Annotated in this window: 17 protein-coding genes; 8 read left to right on the top strand and 9 right to left on the bottom strand. The window is 52.9% G+C overall.

Annotation, left to right across the window (positions count from 1 at the left end; all coding sequences use genetic code 11):
- Nucleotides 1-134 precede the first annotated feature (134 nt).
- Nucleotides 135-785 carry a PAQR family membrane homeostasis protein TrhA gene (gene trhA / locus G462_RS0118935; RefSeq protein WP_026960382.1) on the bottom strand — a complete coding sequence of 217 codons (651 nt, stop codon included), beginning with the start codon at nucleotides 783-785 and terminating at the stop codon, nucleotides 135-137.
- Between the two features lie 146 nt (nucleotides 786-931).
- On the opposite strand from trhA, the gene G462_RS0118930 reads away from it, so the two are divergent.
- The gene (locus tag G462_RS0118930) at nucleotides 932-3,274 is read left to right on the top strand and encodes a DNA polymerase II (protein WP_026960381.1); all 2,343 of its coding nucleotides are present in this window, start codon (nucleotides 932-934) and stop codon (nucleotides 3,272-3,274) included.
- A gap of 48 nt (nucleotides 3,275-3,322) precedes the next feature.
- Here the strand turns inward: G462_RS0118930 and glgX are convergent, their stop codons facing one another.
- The 3 genes from glgX to G462_RS0118915 all read right to left on the bottom strand — a co-directional run bounded on the left by glgX (nucleotide 3,323) and on the right by G462_RS0118915 (nucleotide 6,918).
- Nucleotides 3,323-5,404 carry a glycogen debranching protein GlgX gene (gene glgX, locus G462_RS0118925; protein ID WP_026960380.1) on the bottom strand — a complete coding sequence of 694 codons (2,082 nt, stop codon included), beginning with the start codon at nucleotides 5,402-5,404 and terminating at the stop codon, nucleotides 3,323-3,325.
- Between the two features lie 136 nt (nucleotides 5,405-5,540).
- Nucleotides 5,541-5,723 carry a hypothetical protein gene (locus G462_RS0118920; RefSeq protein WP_026960379.1) on the bottom strand — a complete coding sequence of 61 codons (183 nt, stop codon included), beginning with the start codon at nucleotides 5,721-5,723 and terminating at the stop codon, nucleotides 5,541-5,543.
- 79 nt (nucleotides 5,724-5,802) lie between these two features.
- Entirely contained in the window at nucleotides 5,803-6,918 is a 1,116-nt protein-coding gene (locus G462_RS0118915) for a 1-acyl-sn-glycerol-3-phosphate acyltransferase (RefSeq protein ID WP_026960378.1), read from the bottom strand.
- A gap of 152 nt (nucleotides 6,919-7,070) precedes the next feature.
- Here G462_RS0118915 and G462_RS23415 point away from each other — a divergent pair, with 152 nt between their 5' ends.
- Nucleotides 7,071-8,423, top strand: a complete 1,353-nt coding sequence (locus G462_RS23415; protein WP_051326867.1) for an MATE family efflux transporter — start codon at nucleotides 7,071-7,073, stop codon at nucleotides 8,421-8,423.
- Between the two features lie 2,081 nt (nucleotides 8,424-10,504).
- Here G462_RS23415 and G462_RS0118895 read toward each other — a convergent pair.
- Nucleotides 10,505-11,134, bottom strand: a complete 630-nt coding sequence (locus tag G462_RS0118895) for a TRIC cation channel family protein (RefSeq protein WP_026960377.1) — start codon at nucleotides 11,132-11,134, stop codon at nucleotides 10,505-10,507.
- A 126-nt stretch (nucleotides 11,135-11,260) separates the two neighbouring features.
- Nucleotides 11,261-12,091, bottom strand: coding sequence for an ammonia-dependent NAD(+) synthetase (gene nadE / locus G462_RS0118890; RefSeq protein ID WP_026960376.1), 831 nt, complete (start codon nucleotides 12,089-12,091; stop codon nucleotides 11,261-11,263).
- Nucleotides 12,092-12,293: 202 nt separating this feature from the next.
- Here nadE and G462_RS0118885 point away from each other — a divergent pair, with 202 nt between their 5' ends.
- Complete coding sequence (locus tag G462_RS0118885; RefSeq protein ID WP_026960375.1) at nucleotides 12,294-12,587, top strand: hypothetical protein; 294 nt, start codon at nucleotides 12,294-12,296, stop codon at nucleotides 12,585-12,587.
- Between the two features lie 75 nt (nucleotides 12,588-12,662).
- The gene (gene pyk / locus G462_RS0118880) at nucleotides 12,663-14,099 is read left to right on the top strand and encodes a pyruvate kinase (RefSeq protein ID WP_026960374.1); all 1,437 of its coding nucleotides are present in this window, start codon (nucleotides 12,663-12,665) and stop codon (nucleotides 14,097-14,099) included.
- On the opposite strand, the gene G462_RS0118875 is transcribed toward pyk, so the two are convergent.
- A complete protein-coding gene (locus G462_RS0118875; RefSeq protein ID WP_026960373.1) occupies nucleotides 14,096-14,782 on the bottom strand; it encodes a DUF2786 domain-containing protein in 687 nt (228 codons plus the stop codon). The two genes, pyk and G462_RS0118875, sit on opposite strands and share 4 nt — an antisense overlap.
- A gap of 214 nt (nucleotides 14,783-14,996) precedes the next feature.
- Between G462_RS0118875 and G462_RS0118870 the strand changes: the two genes are divergently transcribed.
- Nucleotides 14,997-17,021, top strand: a complete 2,025-nt coding sequence (locus G462_RS0118870) for a methyl-accepting chemotaxis protein (RefSeq protein WP_026960372.1) — start codon at nucleotides 14,997-14,999, stop codon at nucleotides 17,019-17,021.
- 3 nt (nucleotides 17,022-17,024) lie between these two features.
- Here G462_RS0118870 and G462_RS0118865 read toward each other — a convergent pair whose 3' ends face one another.
- Both G462_RS0118865 and G462_RS0118860 read right to left on the bottom strand, forming a co-directional pair.
- Nucleotides 17,025-17,237 carry a hypothetical protein gene (locus tag G462_RS0118865; protein ID WP_026960371.1) on the bottom strand — a complete coding sequence of 71 codons (213 nt, stop codon included), beginning with the start codon at nucleotides 17,235-17,237 and terminating at the stop codon, nucleotides 17,025-17,027.
- A 76-nt stretch (nucleotides 17,238-17,313) separates the two neighbouring features.
- A complete protein-coding gene (locus G462_RS0118860) occupies nucleotides 17,314-18,372 on the bottom strand; it encodes a CobW family GTP-binding protein (RefSeq protein ID WP_026960370.1) in 1,059 nt (352 codons plus the stop codon).
- A 30-nt stretch (nucleotides 18,373-18,402) separates the two neighbouring features.
- Between G462_RS0118860 and G462_RS24590 the strand changes: the two genes are divergently transcribed.
- From G462_RS24590 to sigZ, 3 genes are all read left to right on the top strand, one after another.
- A complete protein-coding gene (locus tag G462_RS24590) occupies nucleotides 18,403-18,552 on the top strand; it encodes a hypothetical protein (protein ID WP_157378683.1) in 150 nt (49 codons plus the stop codon).
- Between the two features lie 69 nt (nucleotides 18,553-18,621).
- On the top strand, nucleotides 18,622-18,924 hold the full coding sequence (locus G462_RS0118850) for a DUF1330 domain-containing protein (protein WP_026960369.1): 303 nt from the start codon (nucleotides 18,622-18,624) through the stop codon (nucleotides 18,922-18,924).
- 106 nt (nucleotides 18,925-19,030) lie between these two features.
- Nucleotides 19,031-19,570 carry an RNA polymerase sigma factor SigZ gene (gene sigZ / locus G462_RS0118845; RefSeq protein ID WP_026960368.1) on the top strand — a complete coding sequence of 180 codons (540 nt, stop codon included), beginning with the start codon at nucleotides 19,031-19,033 and terminating at the stop codon, nucleotides 19,568-19,570.
- The last annotated feature ends 385 nt before the right edge of the window (nucleotides 19,571-19,955 follow it).

Raw genomic sequence — 19,955 nt, 5'->3', positions numbered from 1 at the left:
GTTGTGGGAAGGATGGTTTAAGTTGCAAACCATCCTTGAAGGCTATGAGCTTGCGATGTCTCTTGAGCACGGGGACTTGTGATCAAGAGACAGGCATATGCGGCCTTTGTTGTATCTGGAAGATAGCGAAATGCTCAGGCGGCGGCACCCGGAATGACAAACAGCGCCACCGACAGGCATTGCAGCACCGCGCCCGCCAGCACAAACACGTGCCAAATGGCATGGCTATAGGCTCGCCCCTTGGCAGCATAGAACAGCGCACCGACGCTGTAGCAAACGCCGCCTAACACCAACAAGCTAAAGCCGCCCGCTGGCAGCGCTTTATAAAGCTGCGGCACCATCAATACCGACGCCCAGCCCATGCCTAGGTAAGTGAGCAGCGACAGCCGTTTAAAGCGGTGGACAAACAAGATCTTAAATATCACCCCCACCAGCGCCAAGGCCCAGATGAACACCAACATCAAGCTGCTGAGGCCGCCCTCCAGACTAATCGATAAGAACGGGGTATAGCTGCCCGCGATCAGCAAATAAATGGCGCAATGATCGACGCGCTTAAGTACCGCTTTGGTAGGCAAGTGGTAGATGGCGTGATACAGGGTGGATGCAATAAACATCAGAATGAGTGTGGCGCCATACACGCTGATAGCAGCAATGCCGGCGCCGCTGAGTACTGGAATCCCTTTCACCAGCATCAGCACCAATGCCACAATCGCGGCGGCGATGCCCAATCCATGGGTCACGCTATTGGCGATCTCCTCGCCAAGAGAATAGTGTTTGTCGGACATGTCAGAAGGCCTCGTAGCTGAACGCTAAGCCTAGCAGCTCGCTTAGCCATGGACAATAGTTCAGCGTACACTTGTAAGCTTAAAATGAAATATCCCATGTAGCGGCCATGCTACACTGTCGCCAAGTGTACTCAGCAGTAAGCGCAATGACCGTAAGCCCGCCGAATCAAGGCTTTATCCTCTCAGCCAATAGCTTTGACCAGCAAGGACAGAGCCTGATTCAATTGTGGCTGGCCACTGATGCCGGTCCGGTAAAGCTCGAGGTCAGTGGCGAGCAAACCGTGTTCTTTATCGAGCAATCTCAGCTAGATAGGGCCCAGCAGCTACTCGGCGGTGAGCTGGCGCGCAGTGCCAACTTGCCACTTAAAGACTTTCAACAGCAGCCTTTAGCTGCGCTGTACTTTCATTCGTTAGCCGCCCATAAGGCGGCCCAGCTTAGCCTGCAGCAAGCCGGCATCACCTGCCTTGAAGGCGATGTAAAGCTGCATGAACGCTTTCTCTATGAACGTTTTTGTTATGGCAGCCTGCTTTTTCAGGGCCAGCTGCGTCAACAGCGTGGTTACACCCAGATCAGCCAGGCCAAAGTCAAAGCCGGAGACTATCAACCTCAGCTGCGGGCGCTTTCCCTCGATTTAGAGTGCAGCCGCCATGGCGAGCTGTACTCAGCAGGGCTGCATGGGCCGGGCATTGCCAAGGTGGTGATGATCGGTCAGCCGCAACCTAGTGAGTGCGAGATCCGCTGGGTTAGCGATGAGCGTCAGTTGCTACTGGCGCTGTGTGAAGAGGTTCAAGGCTTCGATCCCGATCTTATCATCGGCTGGAATGTACTGAACTTCGATATCCGCCTGCTGGCCAAACGGGCCGAGCGGATGGGTATCGACTTACCGCTCGGCCGCGATGGTAGCAAGCTGCGTTGGCGGGAGCGCGAGCAAGGGCAGGGCGGCTTTGCCACCCTCGCCGGGCGCGTGGTGGTCGACGGTATCGATGCGCTCAAAAACGCCAGCTACCACTTCGACAGCTTCAGCTTGGAGTTTGTCGCCAACCAGTTACTGGGGCGCGGCAAGCTGGTGGATGATATGGAAGATCGGCTCGGCGAGATTGAGCACAACTTTAAGCATGACAAGCCTCAGCTGGCCAAGTACAACCTCGAAGACTGCAAGCTGGTCACCGAGATCTTCGAGCACACCCATCTGCAGCAGTTTCTGGTGTTGCGCAGCCAGCTCACCGGACTGCTACTAGACCGTAACGGTGGCAGCGTAGCCGCTTTCACTAACCTCTATCTGCCCAAGCTGCATCGCGCCGGTTATATTGCGCCCAACCTACGTGGTGACTTTGTTGCCGATAGCCCCGGCGGCTATGTGATGGACTCGCGCCCCGGCCTGTATCGCCATGTGTTGGTGCTCGACTTTAAAAGCCTCTATCCCTCGATTATTCGCACCTTTAAGGTCGACCCGCTGGGATTGATCGAGGGATTACTGGAACAGGATGATGCTATTGAAGGCTTCCGTGGTGGCTTTTTTAGTCGTGAGCAACACTTCCTTCCGGGCATCATTGAAACCCTTTGGAAACAGCGAGATCAGGCAAAAAAAGAACAAGACCAAGCCCGCTCCCATGCCATCAAGATCCTGATGAACAGCTTTTATGGGGTGCTGGGCTCTACCGGCTGCCGCTTCCACGACCCACGGCTGGCCAGCTCAATCACCATGCGCGGTCACCAACTGATGCGTGACACCGCCAGCTGGATTGAACAGCAGGGCTACCAAGTCATCTACGGCGATACCGACTCTACGTTTGTGTGGCTAGAGGGGGATTTGGATAACCCGCAAGCCCAAGCGATTGGCAGTAAGCTCGCCGTAGGCATCAACCACTACTGGCAGCAGCGGATTCAGCAAGAGTTCGCCCTTGAGAGCCAGCTGGAGATCGAGTTTGAGACCCACTTTAGTGACTTTCTGATGCCCACCATTCGCGGCAGCGAAACCGGCTCGAAGAAACGCTATGCCGGGCGCACCGCAAAGGGGGAGCTGGTGATCAAAGGCTTGGAGACGGTGCGCTCTGACTGGACGGCACTGGCCAAGCACTTTCAAACCGTGCTGCTTGAGAAAGTATTCTCCGGCGATGACCCCAGCGAGTTTATCCGTGAGAGTATTCAGCAGCTGCAAGCAGGCGAGTTGGACGAGCAGCTTATCTACCACAAACGGCTACGCCGCCGCTTGAGCGAGTATCAAAAGAACGTGCCCCCTCAGGTGCGGGCAGCCCGGATCGCCGATGAGCATAACCGCAAGCTAGGTAAGCCGCTGCAGTATCAACACAAAGGGCGGATTGCCTACCTGATTACCCTAAGTGGCCCGGAGCCGCTGGAGTATCGCCAGTCGCAAATCGACTATCAACACTATATCGATAAGCAACTTAAACCGATTGCCGATGCCATCTTGCCATTTATTGGTAAGGACTTTGAGCAGCTAAGCTCGGCGCAGATTGGCTTGTTCTAGCGCCATTAAAAAAGGGCCCGAAGGCCCTTGTTGGCAACTAGCAAACACTTAGGATTGGTAGCGGCGCTCTATCTGTGGATTGGCCACGTAGATCTGCACCGAGCGCGGTGCAAGGGTGATCTGCGCGTCCTCCAGACACGGTGCGTTGGCAAAGTCGTGGATATCTTCCGGTGGCTTAGCCGCAGTATCCACCAGCTTAAACCAGTGACCGTCGATCTTCGGTACCTCAAACTCCAGCGCTTCCCAGAAGGCATTGAACACTACATACATCCGATCGTTGCTGTAGGGGTCGAGATAGGTCAGGGCGATACTGTGGCTATGCTCTGACCAATCCGGATCGCCCGGTTTCACGCCATGCCATTCGATATTGGCGTCGTGCACCACCTCCGACAGGCTGGTGTGGATCTTCTCTTCCAGCACGTCGTCGAAGCGACGCAGCTTGATCAACTCGCGGACAAATCGCAGCAAATCGCCGTTTTTCTCCACCAAACTCCAATCAAACCAACTTAGTTCGTTGTCTTGGCAGTAGGCATTGTTGTTGCCTTTTTGGGTGCGTTTGACCTCATCGCCCATGGTAATCATTGGGGTACCCAGTGAGGTGAGCAGGGTGGTGAAGAAGTTCTTCATCTGCTGCTCACGCAACTGCACGATGCGGGTGTCTAAGGTTGGCCCCTCGGCGCCATGGTTGTAGGAGAGGTTGTGATTATCGCCGTCGCGATTGTTCTCGCCGTTGTCCAGATTGTGCTTATCGTTGTAGCTCACCAAGTCGTTCATGGTGAAGCCATCATGGGCAGTAATCAGGTTGATCGAGCGGTGTGGTGAGTGGTGCTGCTTGTAGTAGATATCCGGGCTGCCCAGCAGACGAGAGGCGAAGTTACCGACCACGCCATTATCGCCTCGGAAGAAGGCGCGAACATCGTCGCGGAAGCGGCCATTCCACTCATTCCAACGATCGCCGACAAACTGACCGACCTGATAGAGGCCGGTGGCATCCCAGGCCTCGGCGATGATCTTGGTGCCAGCGATTGCCGGATCGGAATCGATGGACCATAACAGCGGCGGCTCCTGCATCACATTGCCCTTGGAGTCGCGACTAAGCACCGAGGCTAAATCAAAGCGGAAGCCGTCCACGTGCATATCGTTAACCCAAAAGCGCAACGCATCACGGATCATCCGGCGCATAATCGAGTTATTGGTGTTACAGGTATTACCGCACCCTGAATAGTTGCTGTACCAGCTACGTTCACTCTCGAGGATGTAATAGGTATCGTTCTGTAGCCCCTTCATGCCCAAGGTTGGGCCGGTATGGCCGCCTTCTGCTGTGTGGTTAAACACCACATCAAGGATCACCTCAATACCCGCTTTGTGTAGCTCACGCACCATCTCGCGGAACTCATCGAACGCACCGGTCACACTCTTATCAGAGCTATAGGCAACGTGCGGCGCAAAAAAGCCAATCGGGCTATAGCCCCAGTAGTTTGGGCGACCCGATGGCGCATCTTGCACGTCGAACTGCTGTACCGGCATCAGCTCAACGGCGGTTACGCCTAACTCTTGTAGATAAGGGATTTTTTCGATCACCCCGGCGTAGGTACCGCGCTTGCTCGGTGCTACCCCTGAGTTGGGATTCTTGGTAAAGCCCGCTACGTGCATCTCATAGATAACCGTATCTTGCAGCGAACGCTTAATCGGGCGAGTGCCTTGCCAGTCAAAACCACGTAAGTCGACAACCGCCGATTTCAGGCATTGGTCCTGATTATCATGGCCATGTCGCGCGGCAATTTGGCGCATGTAGTTATCCGGGGTGTGGATCATATGCGCATAGGGGTCGATCAGGATCTTGCTAGGGTCGAAGCGCAAGCCTCTCTCTGGCGCCCATGGGCCGTCGACGCGGAAGCCATAGAGCGCCCCCGGGTGCAGGTCCTCGATAAAAATGTGCCAATAGTGGTCAGTACGGTTGGCTACAGGACATAGCGGAAACTCAGCCGAAGGTCGTTTTGAGTTGATTTCGTCGAACAGCACCAAGGTTACCGACGTGGCGCTTTTCGAGTAGAGGCTGAAGTTAACACCGCTACCTTGATAAGAAGCTCCTAATGGAAAGGAGCTACCAGATTGCGTTGTAAAGGTCATATTCTGCTTATTGTTGGATTAACCAGACGCCCCTTTCCCGTGGGCGCCATAACCGAGTTATGAGTGTAACAGCATCCACCACAGTGATAGCAGAAATATGACGAAAATCGCAGCTAAGTGACTGTTAATAAGAAACTTAAAAGCGAGCGGAGACAACATGGCTACGTGCCGAAGCGCTGCGTTTGCGGCGCACTCCCATACAGCCGGTTTGATTCAACAGGGGCAACTCATCGGGTAATACGATACTCAATAGTTGATCGAATTTGGCTTTATCGGCGATAACGTTAGCGACGGTGTGACTCTGTTTGTTGCGGAACATGCTGTAACTCCTAAAAATACCTATTTAGGAGTAAGCAAGGCCAATGCCAGACCAAGTGGTAAAACTTAAATCACTGTTATTAAAAGACTTTATCTTTATACAGCACGGGGTTGGCGTACATCGCGAGTAATTGCTCTACTGCCTCTGCACTAAGAGTGCTCGCCTTTGCCTCAAAATAGCGCTGTGCGTGATCGACATCGCGAGGATTAAGTGAGGCTTGTTCGCTGCGGCCTGCCGCTACCCAGTTGGTCGGCATCAGCTGGTAGTTACCGATGATCGCTCGGTCCAACTCCTCAGCGACTTGCTTGGCCGAATGGTACTCACCCTGCAACGCCGGGGAGAAATGAAGATGAACCCGCCCTTTATGGCCAGTAATGCCACGCGAAATACTCAGGATATCCTCGTGCTCTTGCTTGGCGTAATGGCCTTGCTGCTGGGCAACCAGCTCATTAGCCTTAGCTTCATCGCAGGGGTCAAACTCGTAGGAAATCGATACCGGCACGATGTTTAGCTGCTTGATGAACTCGCTAAAGGGCTGAGACTTGGACCTGTTCAGACTCAACATGGAGATAAGTGCCGCGTTGGTCAGATCCACCCCATCCTTAGCGCGCCCCTCGCGCTGGGCAATCCAGATATGGTCGCCTAACTCGGTGATCGCATGATGGATATAGGCCGAGAGCTCGCGGGAGTTTTTCAGCTTATCGCGTTTAGTCGAAGCGCTGCGCTTGACGATAAAGCTGCGATTCAAGCGCATCAAATCTGACACCCAAGGCTTGGTGAGCAGGTTGTCGCCAATCGCGATCTGCACGGTATCTTGGCCGCTGTGATGCAGAATATAGCTAACAAAAGCGGGATCGAGGGCTATGTCCCGGTGATTAGAGATAAACAAATGAGGCTGGCTAAGATCGAGGGAATCCAGGCCACTGGAGCTCAGCTCGGAGGTGGTGGTCTTAATCATGTGGTCCATGTAAGACTCAACTTCTAGCTGGAACTGGTAGACGGAATCGATGTTGCGCAAGCGCCAGCGCAGGTAGGCCTTCAAGCCGATGGCCAATAGCGACTTACGCCAACCGCTTAGCTTGGGATAGCGAAAACCGATCAGGGTATGAAGAAGTTCTGGTGTGTTCACCAGACGCTCTAGCGTGGGTTTTACCTCAGCATCTTGATACGGCCGGATACTGGAAAAATCTGACATGTCATCCCTCTTCTTCAATCTGAGCGCAATTTAGCCCATGGCCACAGTAATCTCAATCGCTTTAGGGTTTTTCGGCAACTGTTAAGACCTGTTATGCTAGCGCCTTGTGTGACAAGCCAAACAGCCCACTAGACGACTCTACAGCCAAATTAATGCAACATCACCAGCAGATAACCGCAGCGCCCATCGCGCAGTTGATCATCAGTAAATCGGCCCCCATGCTGGTGGGGGTCTTCGCGATCCTGCTGTTTAATCTGGTGGACAGCTACTTTATCGCCAAGCTCGGTACCGAAGCCTTGGCCGCCCTCAGCTTTACTCTGCCAGTCAGCTTTTTATTTACCAGCCTGGCCACCGGCATTGGCAATGGCTTGGCAGCGAATCTTGGCCGCTTGCTGGGTGCTCGCCAGCAACACGTCGCCAGCCAACTGACTCGCCATAGCCTGCTGTTTAGTGTGCTGGTGTGCGTTGGGCTATCGGCATTGGGCACCGCGTTGATCCACCCAATGTTTCTCTATCTCGGGGCTGAGCTGAGCGTCATCAGTTACATCGAGCGCTATATGACCATCTGGTATTGGGCGATCCCGATGCTGGTGTGCGCAATGGTCGCCAGCGCGGCGCTGCGCGCCAGCGGCGATAGCTGGCGCCCCTGCCTGCTGATGCTGATCGCCGGCGGCGTGAACGGTGTACTCGACCCGATTCTGATTTTTGGCGTGGGCCCAATCCCGGCAATGGGCATAGAAGGCGCCGCTATTGCCAGCACCATTGCCTGGCTACTCACCTTTGTTGCCTCAATCTATCTGTTGCAGAACAAAAGCGCGCTGCTCAGCGCTGGCGGCAGGGCCGTGTTTTCCGGTATTCGCACGTCATGGCGCTCGCTATTAAGCATTGCCGTGCCTGCAACCCTTTCCCAGCTGTTTGCCCCACTGGCGAACACGCTGGCATTGGCCATGCTCGCCAAGCTCGGCACCGCCACCGTGGCCGCCTATGGACTGGCAACGCGGATCGAAGCCTTATTGCTGATCGGCATTATGGCCTTGAACTCGGTCGTCCCAATGTTGGTGGGGCAGAACATTGGAGCAAGGCAGCCACAACGGGCGCGCGAGGTGGTCCATAAGGTGATCCGGATGGGTTTGCTATGGCAGCTGCTACTGGCTTGCCTGATCTACCCGATAGCCCCGATGCTTAGCCGTTGGATTAGTAGTGACCCACTGGTGATGGAACTCACCAGCTTTTACCTGCGCTTACTGCCTTTCTGCTACCCGATGATTGCCTTGGTGCTAATTCTGGTACAAGCGCTCAACGCCATGGCCAAGCCCATCTACGCCATGCTGTTAAATGCCGCGCGTTTGCTGCTGATCTTTGTGCCTGCGATCTACCTAAGCGTCGATAGCTTTAACCCCAAGCTGGTATTTGTCGCGATGACCGCGGCCCACACCTTGGCTGGGTTGCTAAGTGGTTTGCTACTGGTATTGATGATGAAGAAGCGGCGTTGGTGGGCGCTTTAAGCGCCGCGCAAAAAGAAAGAGGCAGCACCTAAGTGCTGCCTCTTGATGAGTTATATGCTCGCTCCAAAGCCTACGTGCTCCTTGCTTCCTTCAACTCTGGTTATCCTAACCTTCCTGTTCCCGAGTCCTTCGAGGCTTCCTTTTAGCTATCCTAGCTAAGCAGAGTTCCTTACTGCCGCTCATCTCCTTCCTGGAGGGGTCCCTTCTTCACAAGTGAAGTGTTCCCAATCCTTGTCACATTCCTGTTTGCCGACATCTTTGCTGGCAGATCCTTAGCTCATCCCGAGCTCTATTCCATTGTTGTGTTTGCACTGTGTGTTACCGCAGTGACTTCCGTCCCTTTATGTTGTTAATTCTACGAAAGGCCCGCGATTAAACTAGTGGGCCATAAACCAGTGAAAGATATAGCGAATGAATTTTTGGCAAAGAAATCATCTAACATTTTGTTTTATATGGGTTTACCACCAAGAGGGTAGAATCATAAAACGCCATTTCTCACAACCTTGTAGGAAATATCTTACAGGTCGATCGGTCTTTTACAGTTTTTAGCTTCAAGATAAATCTAAAGATTGGGATTAAATGCTGCTTAAGCGTAAATATTCAGCAAGTTTATGATTTTGGGTGTAGGCGGTCGTAATGGGGAGGCGCTTTAGGAAGCAGAAAAAGTTGAGGCGGCACCTAAGTGCCGCCTCGTTTAGTCATATCGCTCGGTCCGTGAACGTGTATTGCTCCCTGCAATCCCTTCTGACTGTTTTTCTACATCCTGTAGATTCCACTTCCCAAATCCTTTGGGCTGTCCTTTAGCCTTCATGGCATAACCGGTATTCCTTACCAGTTGCACGTCTCCTTCCTAGGAGGTGTCCCTTACCACGTCCTGTGGTTGTCCTTTTGGCTCCTGCCACGTTAGTCATCCTGTCTAACGTCATTGCCTCCGTGCAGGATTAATATTACGACTTTTGCTCACCGGATGAATACGTCTGATGCGGACAAGTTAATAGATAAAAAAGTTTTAACAATAAAAAAACAATCTAAGCCATTGTAAACATGAGATTTTAGAAAAACGTCTCTATTTTAGACACTAGAATCACCTACACGCCTTGTGAGATATCTCTTACAAGCTTGATGTAGGATCTAGCAATATCTGCGATTAGCGCCCCTAATCACGAGCAAACACATTGAGCATTTTTCACCCCGACTTGAGCCTTAACTGCGGGAATAAGCTGACAGATGGGCGTATAAGCGGTGACAACGACATATATATCCAAGCAGGTAGGCATAAAAAAGCGACACTCTCGGTGCCGCCCCACCACGTCCTATGGATATCAGTGAATCCTTCAGCTCAGTCTTATCAAACATCCTTGTTCGCCATACACGCATCCTTGCCCTAGGGATGTTACTTCAACATAGCGCGTTGTATAGCCACACTTAGCCAGGTGCTGCTTTGTGTACAGTCCATAACTGTGACACTAGCGCTCAAACTATTGAAAGGTAGGGTTTCTATTGATTGCTATCGGCGCGATGGCATACATCGCCTACATAACAACGCTGGGATTTATTACAACTAAGCGCTAGATACTATGCATTGAACGTAGCAAGGGATTCGCTGGTCAGCAGATAAAGAAAAGGCGACACAATAATGTGTCGCCTCGTAGTCAAATCGTTCTTAGTTCCTTGAACGTGAGTGCTCCATGCAATCCCTTTTGACTTATCACTACATCCTGTAGTTTCCATTTCCCAATTCCATTGGGCTGTCCTTTAGCCTTCCTGGCATAACCGGCTATCCAAACCAGTTGCACAACTCCTTCCTGGGAGGTGTCCTTACCACATCCTGTGGTGCGTCCTTTTGGCTCCTGCCACGTCAGCTATCCTCGCTAACGTCAGTGCCTCCTTGCAGAACTAAATTTACGGATTTTCTGCTTGGCACTACAGGTACCACAGTGGATTATTTTGCTTATACGCGCTCATTATTTGAGCAAATCAGCGTTAAGGTGCTGTTTTAAAATGAATTAACTAAAACCCTACCTAACGGTAAAACGCAATAACCCACACAAGTGTGAGATATATCTCACACTTGGCTGAGCTTACTCTCCCATCCGAGTCGTGCCCAAACGGGGTAGGGAAAGGTGATAGCGAATGGCCACCAAGCGAATAACCAGCGCAGTGAATACACAAAGCCCGGTCACCAAGGTCAGATTAAAGCCCAATTGCACGGCAATCGCCCAGACAATGCCACCTGCAATACAGGCGGTTGCATAGATCTCACGCTGCAATACCAGTGGCACCTGATTAGCCAGCACATCGCGGATCATCCCGCCACCACAGGCGGTCACCACGCCCATCATGACCGCAACGATCATCGACGAGTCCACCAGCAGGGTTTTGTTCGCACCAATGGCAACAAACACCGCCATACCGATGGCATCGGCCACTGGCAGCATCCACTTAGGTGGCGTAGGGAAGTTATTCAACAGCGCGATACTCGCCAGGCTGGTAATCACAATCACCCACAGGTAGATGCCTTGGTCCACCCAAAACACCGGCGTAAGCCCCAGCGCCATATCGCGGATAGTACCGCCGCCAATCGCGGTTACCGTTGCAAGAACCAAAGCACCAAACAAATCCATTCGTCGTTTACTCGCGACCAACACTCCTGAGATCGCAAATACAGCTGTACCAAAAATATCTAAAATAACGATGGCTTGATTGACCACTTTCGCCCCCTTTTAATAAGTCGGCGCAATTAGACACTAGCCCTTCAACAAGAGCAACCAAGAGATGGTCTAAGACTGCAAATAACCGGGGAGGAGTTGCGCCAAGCCAGCTTGGCGCAAGGGACCTTAATCGTAGATGGTAGGGATGGGCTGACGTTTGTGTTGGGTGCGTTGATAGATCGCAATGAGCTTGTCTTCAACCTCTTGCGATACCTCTTTACCCTCCAAGAAATCATCAATTTCTTGGTAGCTTAGCCCCAGTGCCACCTCATCGGGCAGCTGCGGACGATCTTCTTCTAAATCCGCAGTGGGCGCTTTACCGATCAGCTTCTCTGGGGCACCTAGGTGAGCGGCCAACTGACGAACCTGACGCTTACTTAACCCAAACAGCGGCGCTAAATCACAAGCGCCATCGCCGTGCTTGGTATAAAAGCCAGTGATATTCTCAGCGCTGTGGTCGGTACCAATCACCAATCCATTGGTGAGGCCAGCAATCTCATACTGGGCAATCATCCGCATGCGCGCCTTGACGTTGCCTTTGTGGAAATCAACGCTCGCTGCCTCGGGCAAACTAAGTCCAGCAGCTTCAAGGCTGGCACAAGCGCTCTGGTGGATACCGTCAGCACCGCTTTGAATATTGGTGGTCACTGTGTGGGTGGGCTGAATAAAGCCCAACGCCAGCTGCGCGTCCGCTTCGTCTTTTTGCTCTGCGTAAGGCAGGCGCATGGCGATAAACTGATAGCGCTTCTCAGATTGCGCTTGGTTTAGCTGGTCAACGGCGAGCTGCGCTAAGCGGCCGGTGGTGGTCGAATCCACGCCGCCGCTGATCCCAAGTACCAGGCTGGTCATCCCTGATTGCTGTAAACATCGCTTAATAAAGGCTACTCGACGCTCAACCTCAAAAGCGGGGTCGATAGTGGGTAACACCTTCATCTCAGCTAATATGGCCTGTTTCATGACTTCTACCCTGAAAAAGAATTAACAAAACTGTATCCAAACTACCTTAACGAGGTCGCATCAAGCGAATCAGGTAGTGACATGGTGAACTACCTCCATAGGGTACTTTAGCCCTTATCCAAAGCCAAGGTTTGGGGTACCGACAAGCTTCGTGATATCCTTGATCCCACTGATAAATCTGATAGCAGTAAAGGATAACTCGATGAAGTATCGGATCTTGTCTTGGCAGACCCTCGGTAGTTTTTACTCCTCAACGGCCTGGTCAGTTCACACCCTGTTCCACCTGTTCAGTCTTTCGCTGGTTCGACTCGGCCTGTTTATGGTCGCGCTGGGTACTGCCGCCTACCTCGATGGCAGCCACCATATCGACCTGTCCCACACGCTTAGCATCAACCCGCTACTCGAGATGAGCCTAGGGGTATTTTTGGATATGGGCGGCGCGGCATTGCTGGCGATTGGCCTAACCCAACCTAAACATCAACGTTTCTTAGCCTGATCGCCTCTAAAACAAGCCAGCGCGATCGGCCTTGGTAGCCTATACCAATAGGTAGATAATCAAATGGAGCTTGTCATGCTGCGCAGAACCAAGATCGTAACCACCCTCGGCCCCTCAACCGACAAGCCCGGCGTACTGGAACAAGTACTGCTGGCGGGGGCGAACATGGTCCGCCTTAACTTTTCCCATGGAACCGCGGAAGACCATTTAGAGCGCGCCCGGCAAGTCAGGCAGATTGCTGCCCGCCACAAACTCAGTATTGCCATCCTTGGCGACCTGCAAGGTCCGAAGATACGGGTATCTACGTTTAAAGAAGGCAAGGTGCAGCTTGAGTTGGGTCAGCCCTTTGTACTTGATAGCGAGCTTCCCAGAGGGGAAGGTGACATTAACGCCGTCGGCCTCGATTACAAGCACCTGCCACAAGACGTCAGCAGCGGCGATATTCTGCTGCTCGACGATGGGCGGGTACAGCTGGCGGTTGAGAAGGTTGTTGGGCACAAGGTGCACTGCAGCGTAACCGTTGCTGGCCCCCTGTCCAACAATAAGGGCATCAACAAGCAAGGCGGTGGCTTATCGGCGGCAGCGCTCACCGAAAAAGATAAGGCCGATATCGTTACCGCCGCAGAGATTGGTGTGGATTACTTGGCGGTCTCCTTTCCACGCAATGGCCGGGATATGGACTTTGCCCGGCGCCTTAGCCGTGAGGCGGGTCTGGCAGCAAAATTGGTAGCCAAAGTAGAACGCGCCGAAACTGTTGCCACCGAAGAGGCAATGCTGGATATCATCGATGCCAGTGACGCGGTGATGGTGGCGCGCGGCGATCTTGGGGTTGAGATTGGTGACCCCGAACTTGTCGGCGTACAAAAAGCACTGATTAGGCTCACCCGCAAGCGCAATCGCGCAGTAATCACCGCCACCCAGATGATGGAGTCGATGATTAACGCACCACTGCCCACCCGGGCAGAAGTCATGGATGTGGCCAACGCGGTGCTCGATGGCACCGATGCAGTGATGCTCTCCGGCGAAACCGCTGCCGGTAACTTCCCGGTGGAAACGGTACAGGTGATGGCCAAGGTCTGCGAAGGGGCAGAGAAGCAGCGTAGTGTGAATGTCTCGACCCACCGTATGAACGACAGCTTTGAGAGTATTGCCGAAACCGTTGCGATGGCGACGATGTTTGCCGCCAACCACCTCAGCGGCATGAAGGCTATCATCGCGCTTACCGAGAGCGGCAGCACCCCCTTGCTGATGTCTCGCTTGAGTAGCGGCATCCCGATCTTCTCGCTCTCTGAACACCAAGCAACCTTGAATCGCTGCGCCCTGTACCGTGGGGTTTATCCAGTGCACTTTGTGGAGCGTAGCCGCGACATTATTACCGTGGCGAACTCCGCCATTGAGCGTCTAAAGTCGCTGGACTACGTGAAAAGTGGTGATCGGGTCATCATGACTCATGGCGATGTGTTCGACCAAACCGGTCATACCAATACCAGCAAGATCCTCAAGGTGCCTTAGGCGCGCTTGAGCTGAGGCGCAGCCTTGGCCCCCTCTACAGGCCGGTTAACCGAGAGTTTCCGGCCTTTTTTCATGCCGGTTTCAAAATCGGGGGTCAGCTTGGCCATCGACGCTTTGATTTGTGCCTTAAAGCTCTCCCGGTCCAACTTCTCGAACATGTCATCGAGATAATCGTCCATATGCGGATTGCGCTCGCCTTTGTCCAAATCGGGCAGTTTATCTAAAGCGCCTTCCAACCAGCCTGCAGCGAACGAGGAGACCCGGCGACTAACGGTAAGGTTGTCGGTGCCAGAGCCGGCAAAGCTGTTGCGGAAGTTACCCACCTGCTGGTTCATCTCGCGGTAGACGATATCAAAGGCGAAAGCGGCAAACACCGCTCGCTCGGCAAAGCCAACAAACTCGACCCGTTTGAGCCCCTTATGATTCACCAGCACCGCTTCAACACCAAAGCGCGAGTTGATGCCACGAATAATCTTGAGGATGTTACTGCCCACATCCGCCGGAAGCAGGGTTTGTCCGGAGGTCTTACCCATTTGGATCAGCTCAATATCTGCCTGTTCAAGCCCATGCTTGCGCATCAGGCTTTGGGCCATACGAATAGCCTGGGCGGCTTCATGCACATTGGCAGAATTACCCAACTCTAAACACTTGGCGATTTTTTCCAGGGCGCGCTGACGACTCAAATTGGTAGCCTCTGTATAAAAAAGAAGCGTAATTTTACTCACTACGCAGGGCTTTGCAAACACTCCGTGAGAGCGCAACGCGATATGCTGATAGGTTTAGTAAAGAATATAATTAAAAAATAAAAAACCACAAAAAATCAAATGGGCAGATTTTAATAAATCTGTAATAAACCCCATTCACAATAGCGGCAAAATTGCTCACAGACTAGGCAAGATGCTCAAAATCTCTCGTATGCTCAACGGATTGACACTGGTACAGCGGGTCGCGTTTACGGTTGCCTGCCAATTCCTCCTCACCGCCGGTTTAGTTGCCACCTCGTTCTGGGGCCTAAAACAGCTTTCAATCTCGTTTACCCAATTAAGTGAAGAGGCGCTGCCACTCAGCCAAGCCGCCGCTGACATCGAGAAACAGGCGCTGAGCCTCGACCAAAGTCTACGCAATGCAATAACCAGCCCCGATCAAGATGAATTTCGTGCCCGTCAGGCCCAGTTCTCCCAGGTGGAGCAATCGCTAGAACGCTCGCTGGCCGAATTGCATGTACTGAGCCAGCAACATACATGGCTACAGGAAAGCGTGGCCGAGCTCGAGGAGCGTAATCTGCTACTTGCTGAGTCGATGCAAGGACTGTTGAGCAAGATTGAACGGCGCTTAGAGATTGAGCACTACATCGCTATGAATCAAGGCATGGTGACCTACGCCATGAGCTCAGCCCGCGATGAGATGGCTCGGCTGATCCCGATTTTGTTTGCCGATCTTCCCGAATCGCATATGGCCTACGATGCCTTTGTCGCCGATGCCGCCGCATTGATGACCAACCAGCTCAACCTGGTCAGTGCCAGTAGCCGTGGTTCGGTCCGCAACCAGTTGCGCCAAGCCAAGAGCTATATCTCACGGCTGCGCTTTAACTACGGTATTCTGGCCAACGATAACCCGGAGCTGAACGAGTACCAAACCGTGTTGATGGCGATTGAGATGCTGGAGGATGCCATCGCCGAGCAGGGCTTGTTACCACAGATTGGCGAGCGCGTCGTACTGGGTATCGAGATCAACGAAGACATTCTGGCCCTGAGCAAGCCACTGAGTCAGCTCAGCCAAACCGTGCGCACCCTGCAAGATGCCAGTGAACGTGAAGTGGCCAAATCGCAGCACAACACAGAGCAAGTGATGCAACAGAGCATAGGGATGCTACTGGGTCTGATGGCGATAACCGCGGTGCTGGTCATTGCCATGTGCTTGAGTTTGCTCACAATGATCCGCCGCAGCCTCAAATCGATTGGCATGGCGATTCAGAAAATCGCCGATGGCGACTTTACCCACTACTGTGAGGTGCAAAGCCCGCGCGAGTTTAAGCAGCTATCCACTTGGTTAAACCAATCTGCAGAGAAAAATCGCGAACACATCTCGCAGCTTCGCCAGCGTGGTCAGGAGCTGAAACAAGCGGCGGATGCCAGTGCCGAAGTGACCCATCAACAGCAGCAACAGCTGGGCGCACAAGAAGGAGAGATTGCATTGATCGCTTCATCGGTAACCCAGATGGATGCCAACATGAACGATATCGCCGAGGCGGGCACCGCTACCGAGAAAGACAGTGAGCTTTCTGCCAAACTGGCCATTGAAGGTATGGAGACCCTACAAACCACCAACCTTCACCTGCAAAACCTTGATGAACGGGTACAGCGCAACGCCCAGCGCATGCATGAACTGGACAAGCAAGTGGATCAGGTCGGTGAGGTAGTTGGCGTAATTAACGCCATTGCTGAACGCACTAATCTGCTGGCGCTGAATGCCGCCATTGAGGCCGCCCGAGCCGGCGAGCATGGTCGTGGGTTTGCGGTAGTGGCCGATGAGGTGCGCAAGCTGGCCGCGCAAACCCGTGAGCAGACCGACTCCATCGAAGCGATGATCGACACCCTACATAAAGCCACCAGCAAGGCCGGCGAGTCGATGAGTTCGTGCCAACAAGAAATGGCCAAGACCCGCGAGCTTAGCCAGCTACTTGGTAGCTCGATGATGGAGATTGAAAAGGCGGTATCGACGGTGCAGCAGCGCGCTGTGGAGATCTCACACTCAACCGCCGAGCAGACCAAAGCCAGCCACCACGTGAATCAAGCGGTATCGTCGTTGGCGCAACACAGCCAACAACGTCAACAGCAGATTGACCTGCTCTCGGTACAATCAGATCAGGTTGCAGTCATCGCCAGCGAGCAAGGCGAGAGCCTGCAAAGCTTTAAGGTGTAGCGCTTAAGATTTAGGGCTTCTGTTGTGCTCACCCATTAGCAGCAGGGTGAGTACAATCTTGCCGGGGACCAGTAACAGCAAGCCGGCCCCAGCGACCAGCGCGATATTGCGCAGCCCCTCAACAGTGCCCGCCAAGTCGGTCAGTAAGTACAGTAAAATCGCGCTACACACCAACACCACGCCAAGTGCCACCAAGGCCATCGCTAAAGGTTTCATCGCCGCTCTTTTTCCATACTTTTACTATGGTTATATCACAGCGATAAGCGCAACTTTGTGATCCAACCTTAACAGGTTAACTACGAATAGCGGCAAGCAGCTGTGATTCTAGCTGAGCCCACGCCGCGCTATCGTTAGCGATAATCTCAATTTTAGAGCGAGTTGGCCTGGCGATAGTTTTAGAGCTAACAACCCCATCCACCGAGTTAACCACCATACCACCTTCAGCTAAGGCCACCGCAGCTTTCACCCGCGGCGCTTTAACGGAGCCTAGCGCTTGCAGAACGGCAATCGCATCGAACTGCTTGTCCTCAGCAAACACCCAACCACAGCTGACAAAGCCATCGCCCTGATTTTCCACCTTCAGATAGCCTTGTTCAGGTAGCGGCATGGTATCGAAACTTCTGGGCGAAGCGTGGTCGTGGTCGTGGTCGTGGTCGTGGTCGTGGTCGTGAGCATGATGACCCGAACAGTGTTTATGTTCACCACAACTATGGGATTGCTCTACCGGCTCTGGCAACGGCATATCTAACAGCAGTTCTACTGGCAGCTGTCCTTGTTCTATCTCAAGGCTTGGCTTTTGTGCCAGCCACGGATGCGCGTCGAAATAAGCATCGCGAGACATCCGGTCCGCATCTTGGTAGCAATCAGCCTTGGTGAACACCAAGGTATCGGCGGCTTCGAGTTGCTGAACGAAGATATCGTGGGTGGTATAGCGGCTATCGGCAAAATTACGCGCATCCACCAGCGTTAAAACCGACTGCAGACTAAGGTGATCGCGAAAGTTTAGATTACTGACAATCTCAACGATTTGCTGAACATGGCCAAGTCCGGTGGGTTCAATCAGCAGGCGATCGGGCTTCACTTCCCGCAACAATTGGGTAAGCGCAATCTGGGTGGGCAGGCCCGCCGCACAGCACATACAGCCACCAGCCACCTCACGAACCGCCACCGAGCAAGGTTGCTCTTTTAGCATGGCGCCATCAATCCCCACTTCGCCAAACTCGTTGACCAACACCGCCCAGCGTTCATGCTCTGGCTTGTTAGCCAGTAGATGTTTAATTACCGTGGTTTTCCCCACTCCGAGGAAGCCTGTAACAATGGTGGTTGGGATCTTTGCTTGAGAGTGCTGCATCACGTTCGTCCTGCGTCTTGAAGGATGATTATGCTACTCATCACCAAACGCGATGACCAGTCAAATCTTTACTTCAGGCCAGCCTTCGGCAACAGCACAAAACCAGCGATTAACTATATAGATTTTGCTGAAAGTGTTTTGGATACAAGCGCCATTATCAATACAACTCGGGAAAGCTAAGCTTCCAATCGAACTGATGAGCAACAACACTCATCGCAGGCGCCATCTGAAAAGACCCAGGAGCATACCATGGCTTATTACTCTGTCCTCGCTGTTACCCCAACCTCACAAGACTGGATCCCCGACTATATTGGCCCCGCTAATGCGCTGGTAGCCAAGCATGGTGGAAAATACCTGGCCCGCACCGACAGCCACCAGCGCCTCGAAGGTGAAGGGGAGGAGGTCGCACTGCGCATCGTGATTGAGTGGCCGTCGAGACAAGCGGCATTGGATTTTATGAACGAGCCAGAGTATCTGCCACACCTCAAAGCACGCACTGAAGGCTCGATTAGCCATCACTTTCTGATTGAAGGAAAAGATGATCTGGCTTAGCGCGCACGGCACCTAAGGTTTAAGCCAATACGCATTAAAAACCTTGCATCTTTTTGCTGGTGACTGCGTCTACACTAGTTAGGCGCAATCACCAGCAGAGGTATCCATGCTTAGCCATTGGCAACAGCACAAAGCTAAATTGAAGCAATATATTGCCAAGCGAATCGATGACAGCAGCGCAGTCGACGATGTGCTGCAAGAGGTGTACATCAAAGCCAGTACCCATCTTCATCAACTTAATGCCAAAGGAAGCCTGAGTAACTGGCTTTACCGCATCGCCCACAATAGCATCATGGATCACTATCGAACACAGCGCCCCACTGAAGCGCTGCCGGGGCAATTGTTGGCGGATGAAAACGACGAGGACAACCTAGCTCATCAAGAACTGGCACAATGCCTTGGGCCGATGATTGAAGCCTTACCTGAAAAGTACCGAGTGCCACTAACCTTGTTTGAGCTTGAGGCGCACAGCCAACAGCAAATCGCAGATCGATTAGACCTTTCGTTGCCCGCAACCAAAAGCCGAATCCAACGAGCGCGGGTGAAGCTGCGCGAGCAACTCACCAACTGCTGCGATATCGAAATAGGCAGTGGTGGCGTGAAGGCGTTTACGCCAAAAAACACGTGCGGAAGGACTTGCAGTTAAGCGGCCTCTCAATCAAAAAAGGAGGGCTGAGCCCTAATGCCAGTCAGTTAAGCTGACTGGCATTTCTTTTTAAATGGATACTTGGTGGGTTTCCGCCTGACTTCTCGAGGGTAAACTCTATCAGGCCGAGACGCCGGGAGCGTAAGCATTCGCAGTGTTTCCAGTAGTGCTGCATAGTGCTTGGGCAAGTTGCCGGGGCTACTCATTGGCAACCTGGCTAGGAAGGTGGTCACGTGCCACAAGCAGTGGCTAAAGCTTAGCCTCGTTGGCGTTAATGGCTCTTCTGCTGCACAGGCCTCTATCATCACTATTCTAATGAGGTTGTAAGCCAACAGGACTCCCCATAGCTCTTGGTTAACCATCTCTGGCTTTTTGCTTCGCAGTG

Origin of the sequence: Aliagarivorans taiwanensis DSM 22990 (genome assembly GCF_000429505.1) — a bacterium.
Classification (GTDB): Bacteria; Pseudomonadota; Gammaproteobacteria; order Enterobacterales; family Celerinatantimonadaceae; genus Aliagarivorans; species Aliagarivorans taiwanensis.
The sequence above is the reverse complement of the archived record's forward strand: the minus strand, read 5'-3'. Positions and strand labels throughout refer to the sequence as shown.

Coding starts and splice junctions, on each gene's coding strand:
- G462_RS0118865 (WP_026960371.1), bottom strand. CDS start 17,237: ATGAAACCTTTAGCGATGGCCTTGGTGGCACTTGGCGTGGTGTTGGTG.
- sigZ (WP_026960368.1), top strand. CDS start 19,031: ATGCTTAGCCATTGGCAACAGCACAAAGCTAAATTGAAGCAATATATT.
- G462_RS0118920 (WP_026960379.1), bottom strand. CDS start 5,723: ATGTTCCGCAACAAACAGAGTCACACCGTCGCTAACGTTATCGCCGAT.
- G462_RS24590 (WP_157378683.1), top strand. CDS start 18,403: ATGCTACTCATCACCAAACGCGATGACCAGTCAAATCTTTACTTCAGG.
- G462_RS0118885 (WP_026960375.1), top strand. CDS start 12,294: ATGAAGTATCGGATCTTGTCTTGGCAGACCCTCGGTAGTTTTTACTCC.
- G462_RS23415 (WP_051326867.1), top strand. CDS start 7,071: ATGCAACATCACCAGCAGATAACCGCAGCGCCCATCGCGCAGTTGATC.
- G462_RS0118870 (WP_026960372.1), top strand. CDS start 14,997: ATGCTCAAAATCTCTCGTATGCTCAACGGATTGACACTGGTACAGCGG.
- nadE (WP_026960376.1), bottom strand. CDS start 12,091: ATGAAACAGGCCATATTAGCTGAGATGAAGGTGTTACCCACTATCGAC.
- G462_RS0118930 (WP_026960381.1), top strand. CDS start 932: ATGACCGTAAGCCCGCCGAATCAAGGCTTTATCCTCTCAGCCAATAGC.
- glgX (WP_026960380.1), bottom strand. CDS start 5,404: ATGACCTTTACAACGCAATCTGGTAGCTCCTTTCCATTAGGAGCTTCT.
- G462_RS0118915 (WP_026960378.1), bottom strand. CDS start 6,918: ATGTCAGATTTTTCCAGTATCCGGCCGTATCAAGATGCTGAGGTAAAA.
- pyk (WP_026960374.1), top strand. CDS start 12,663: ATGCTGCGCAGAACCAAGATCGTAACCACCCTCGGCCCCTCAACCGAC.
- trhA (WP_026960382.1), bottom strand. CDS start 785: ATGTCCGACAAACACTATTCTCTTGGCGAGGAGATCGCCAATAGCGTG.
- G462_RS0118850 (WP_026960369.1), top strand. CDS start 18,622: ATGGCTTATTACTCTGTCCTCGCTGTTACCCCAACCTCACAAGACTGG.
- G462_RS0118860 (WP_026960370.1), bottom strand. CDS start 18,372: ATGCAGCACTCTCAAGCAAAGATCCCAACCACCATTGTTACAGGCTTC.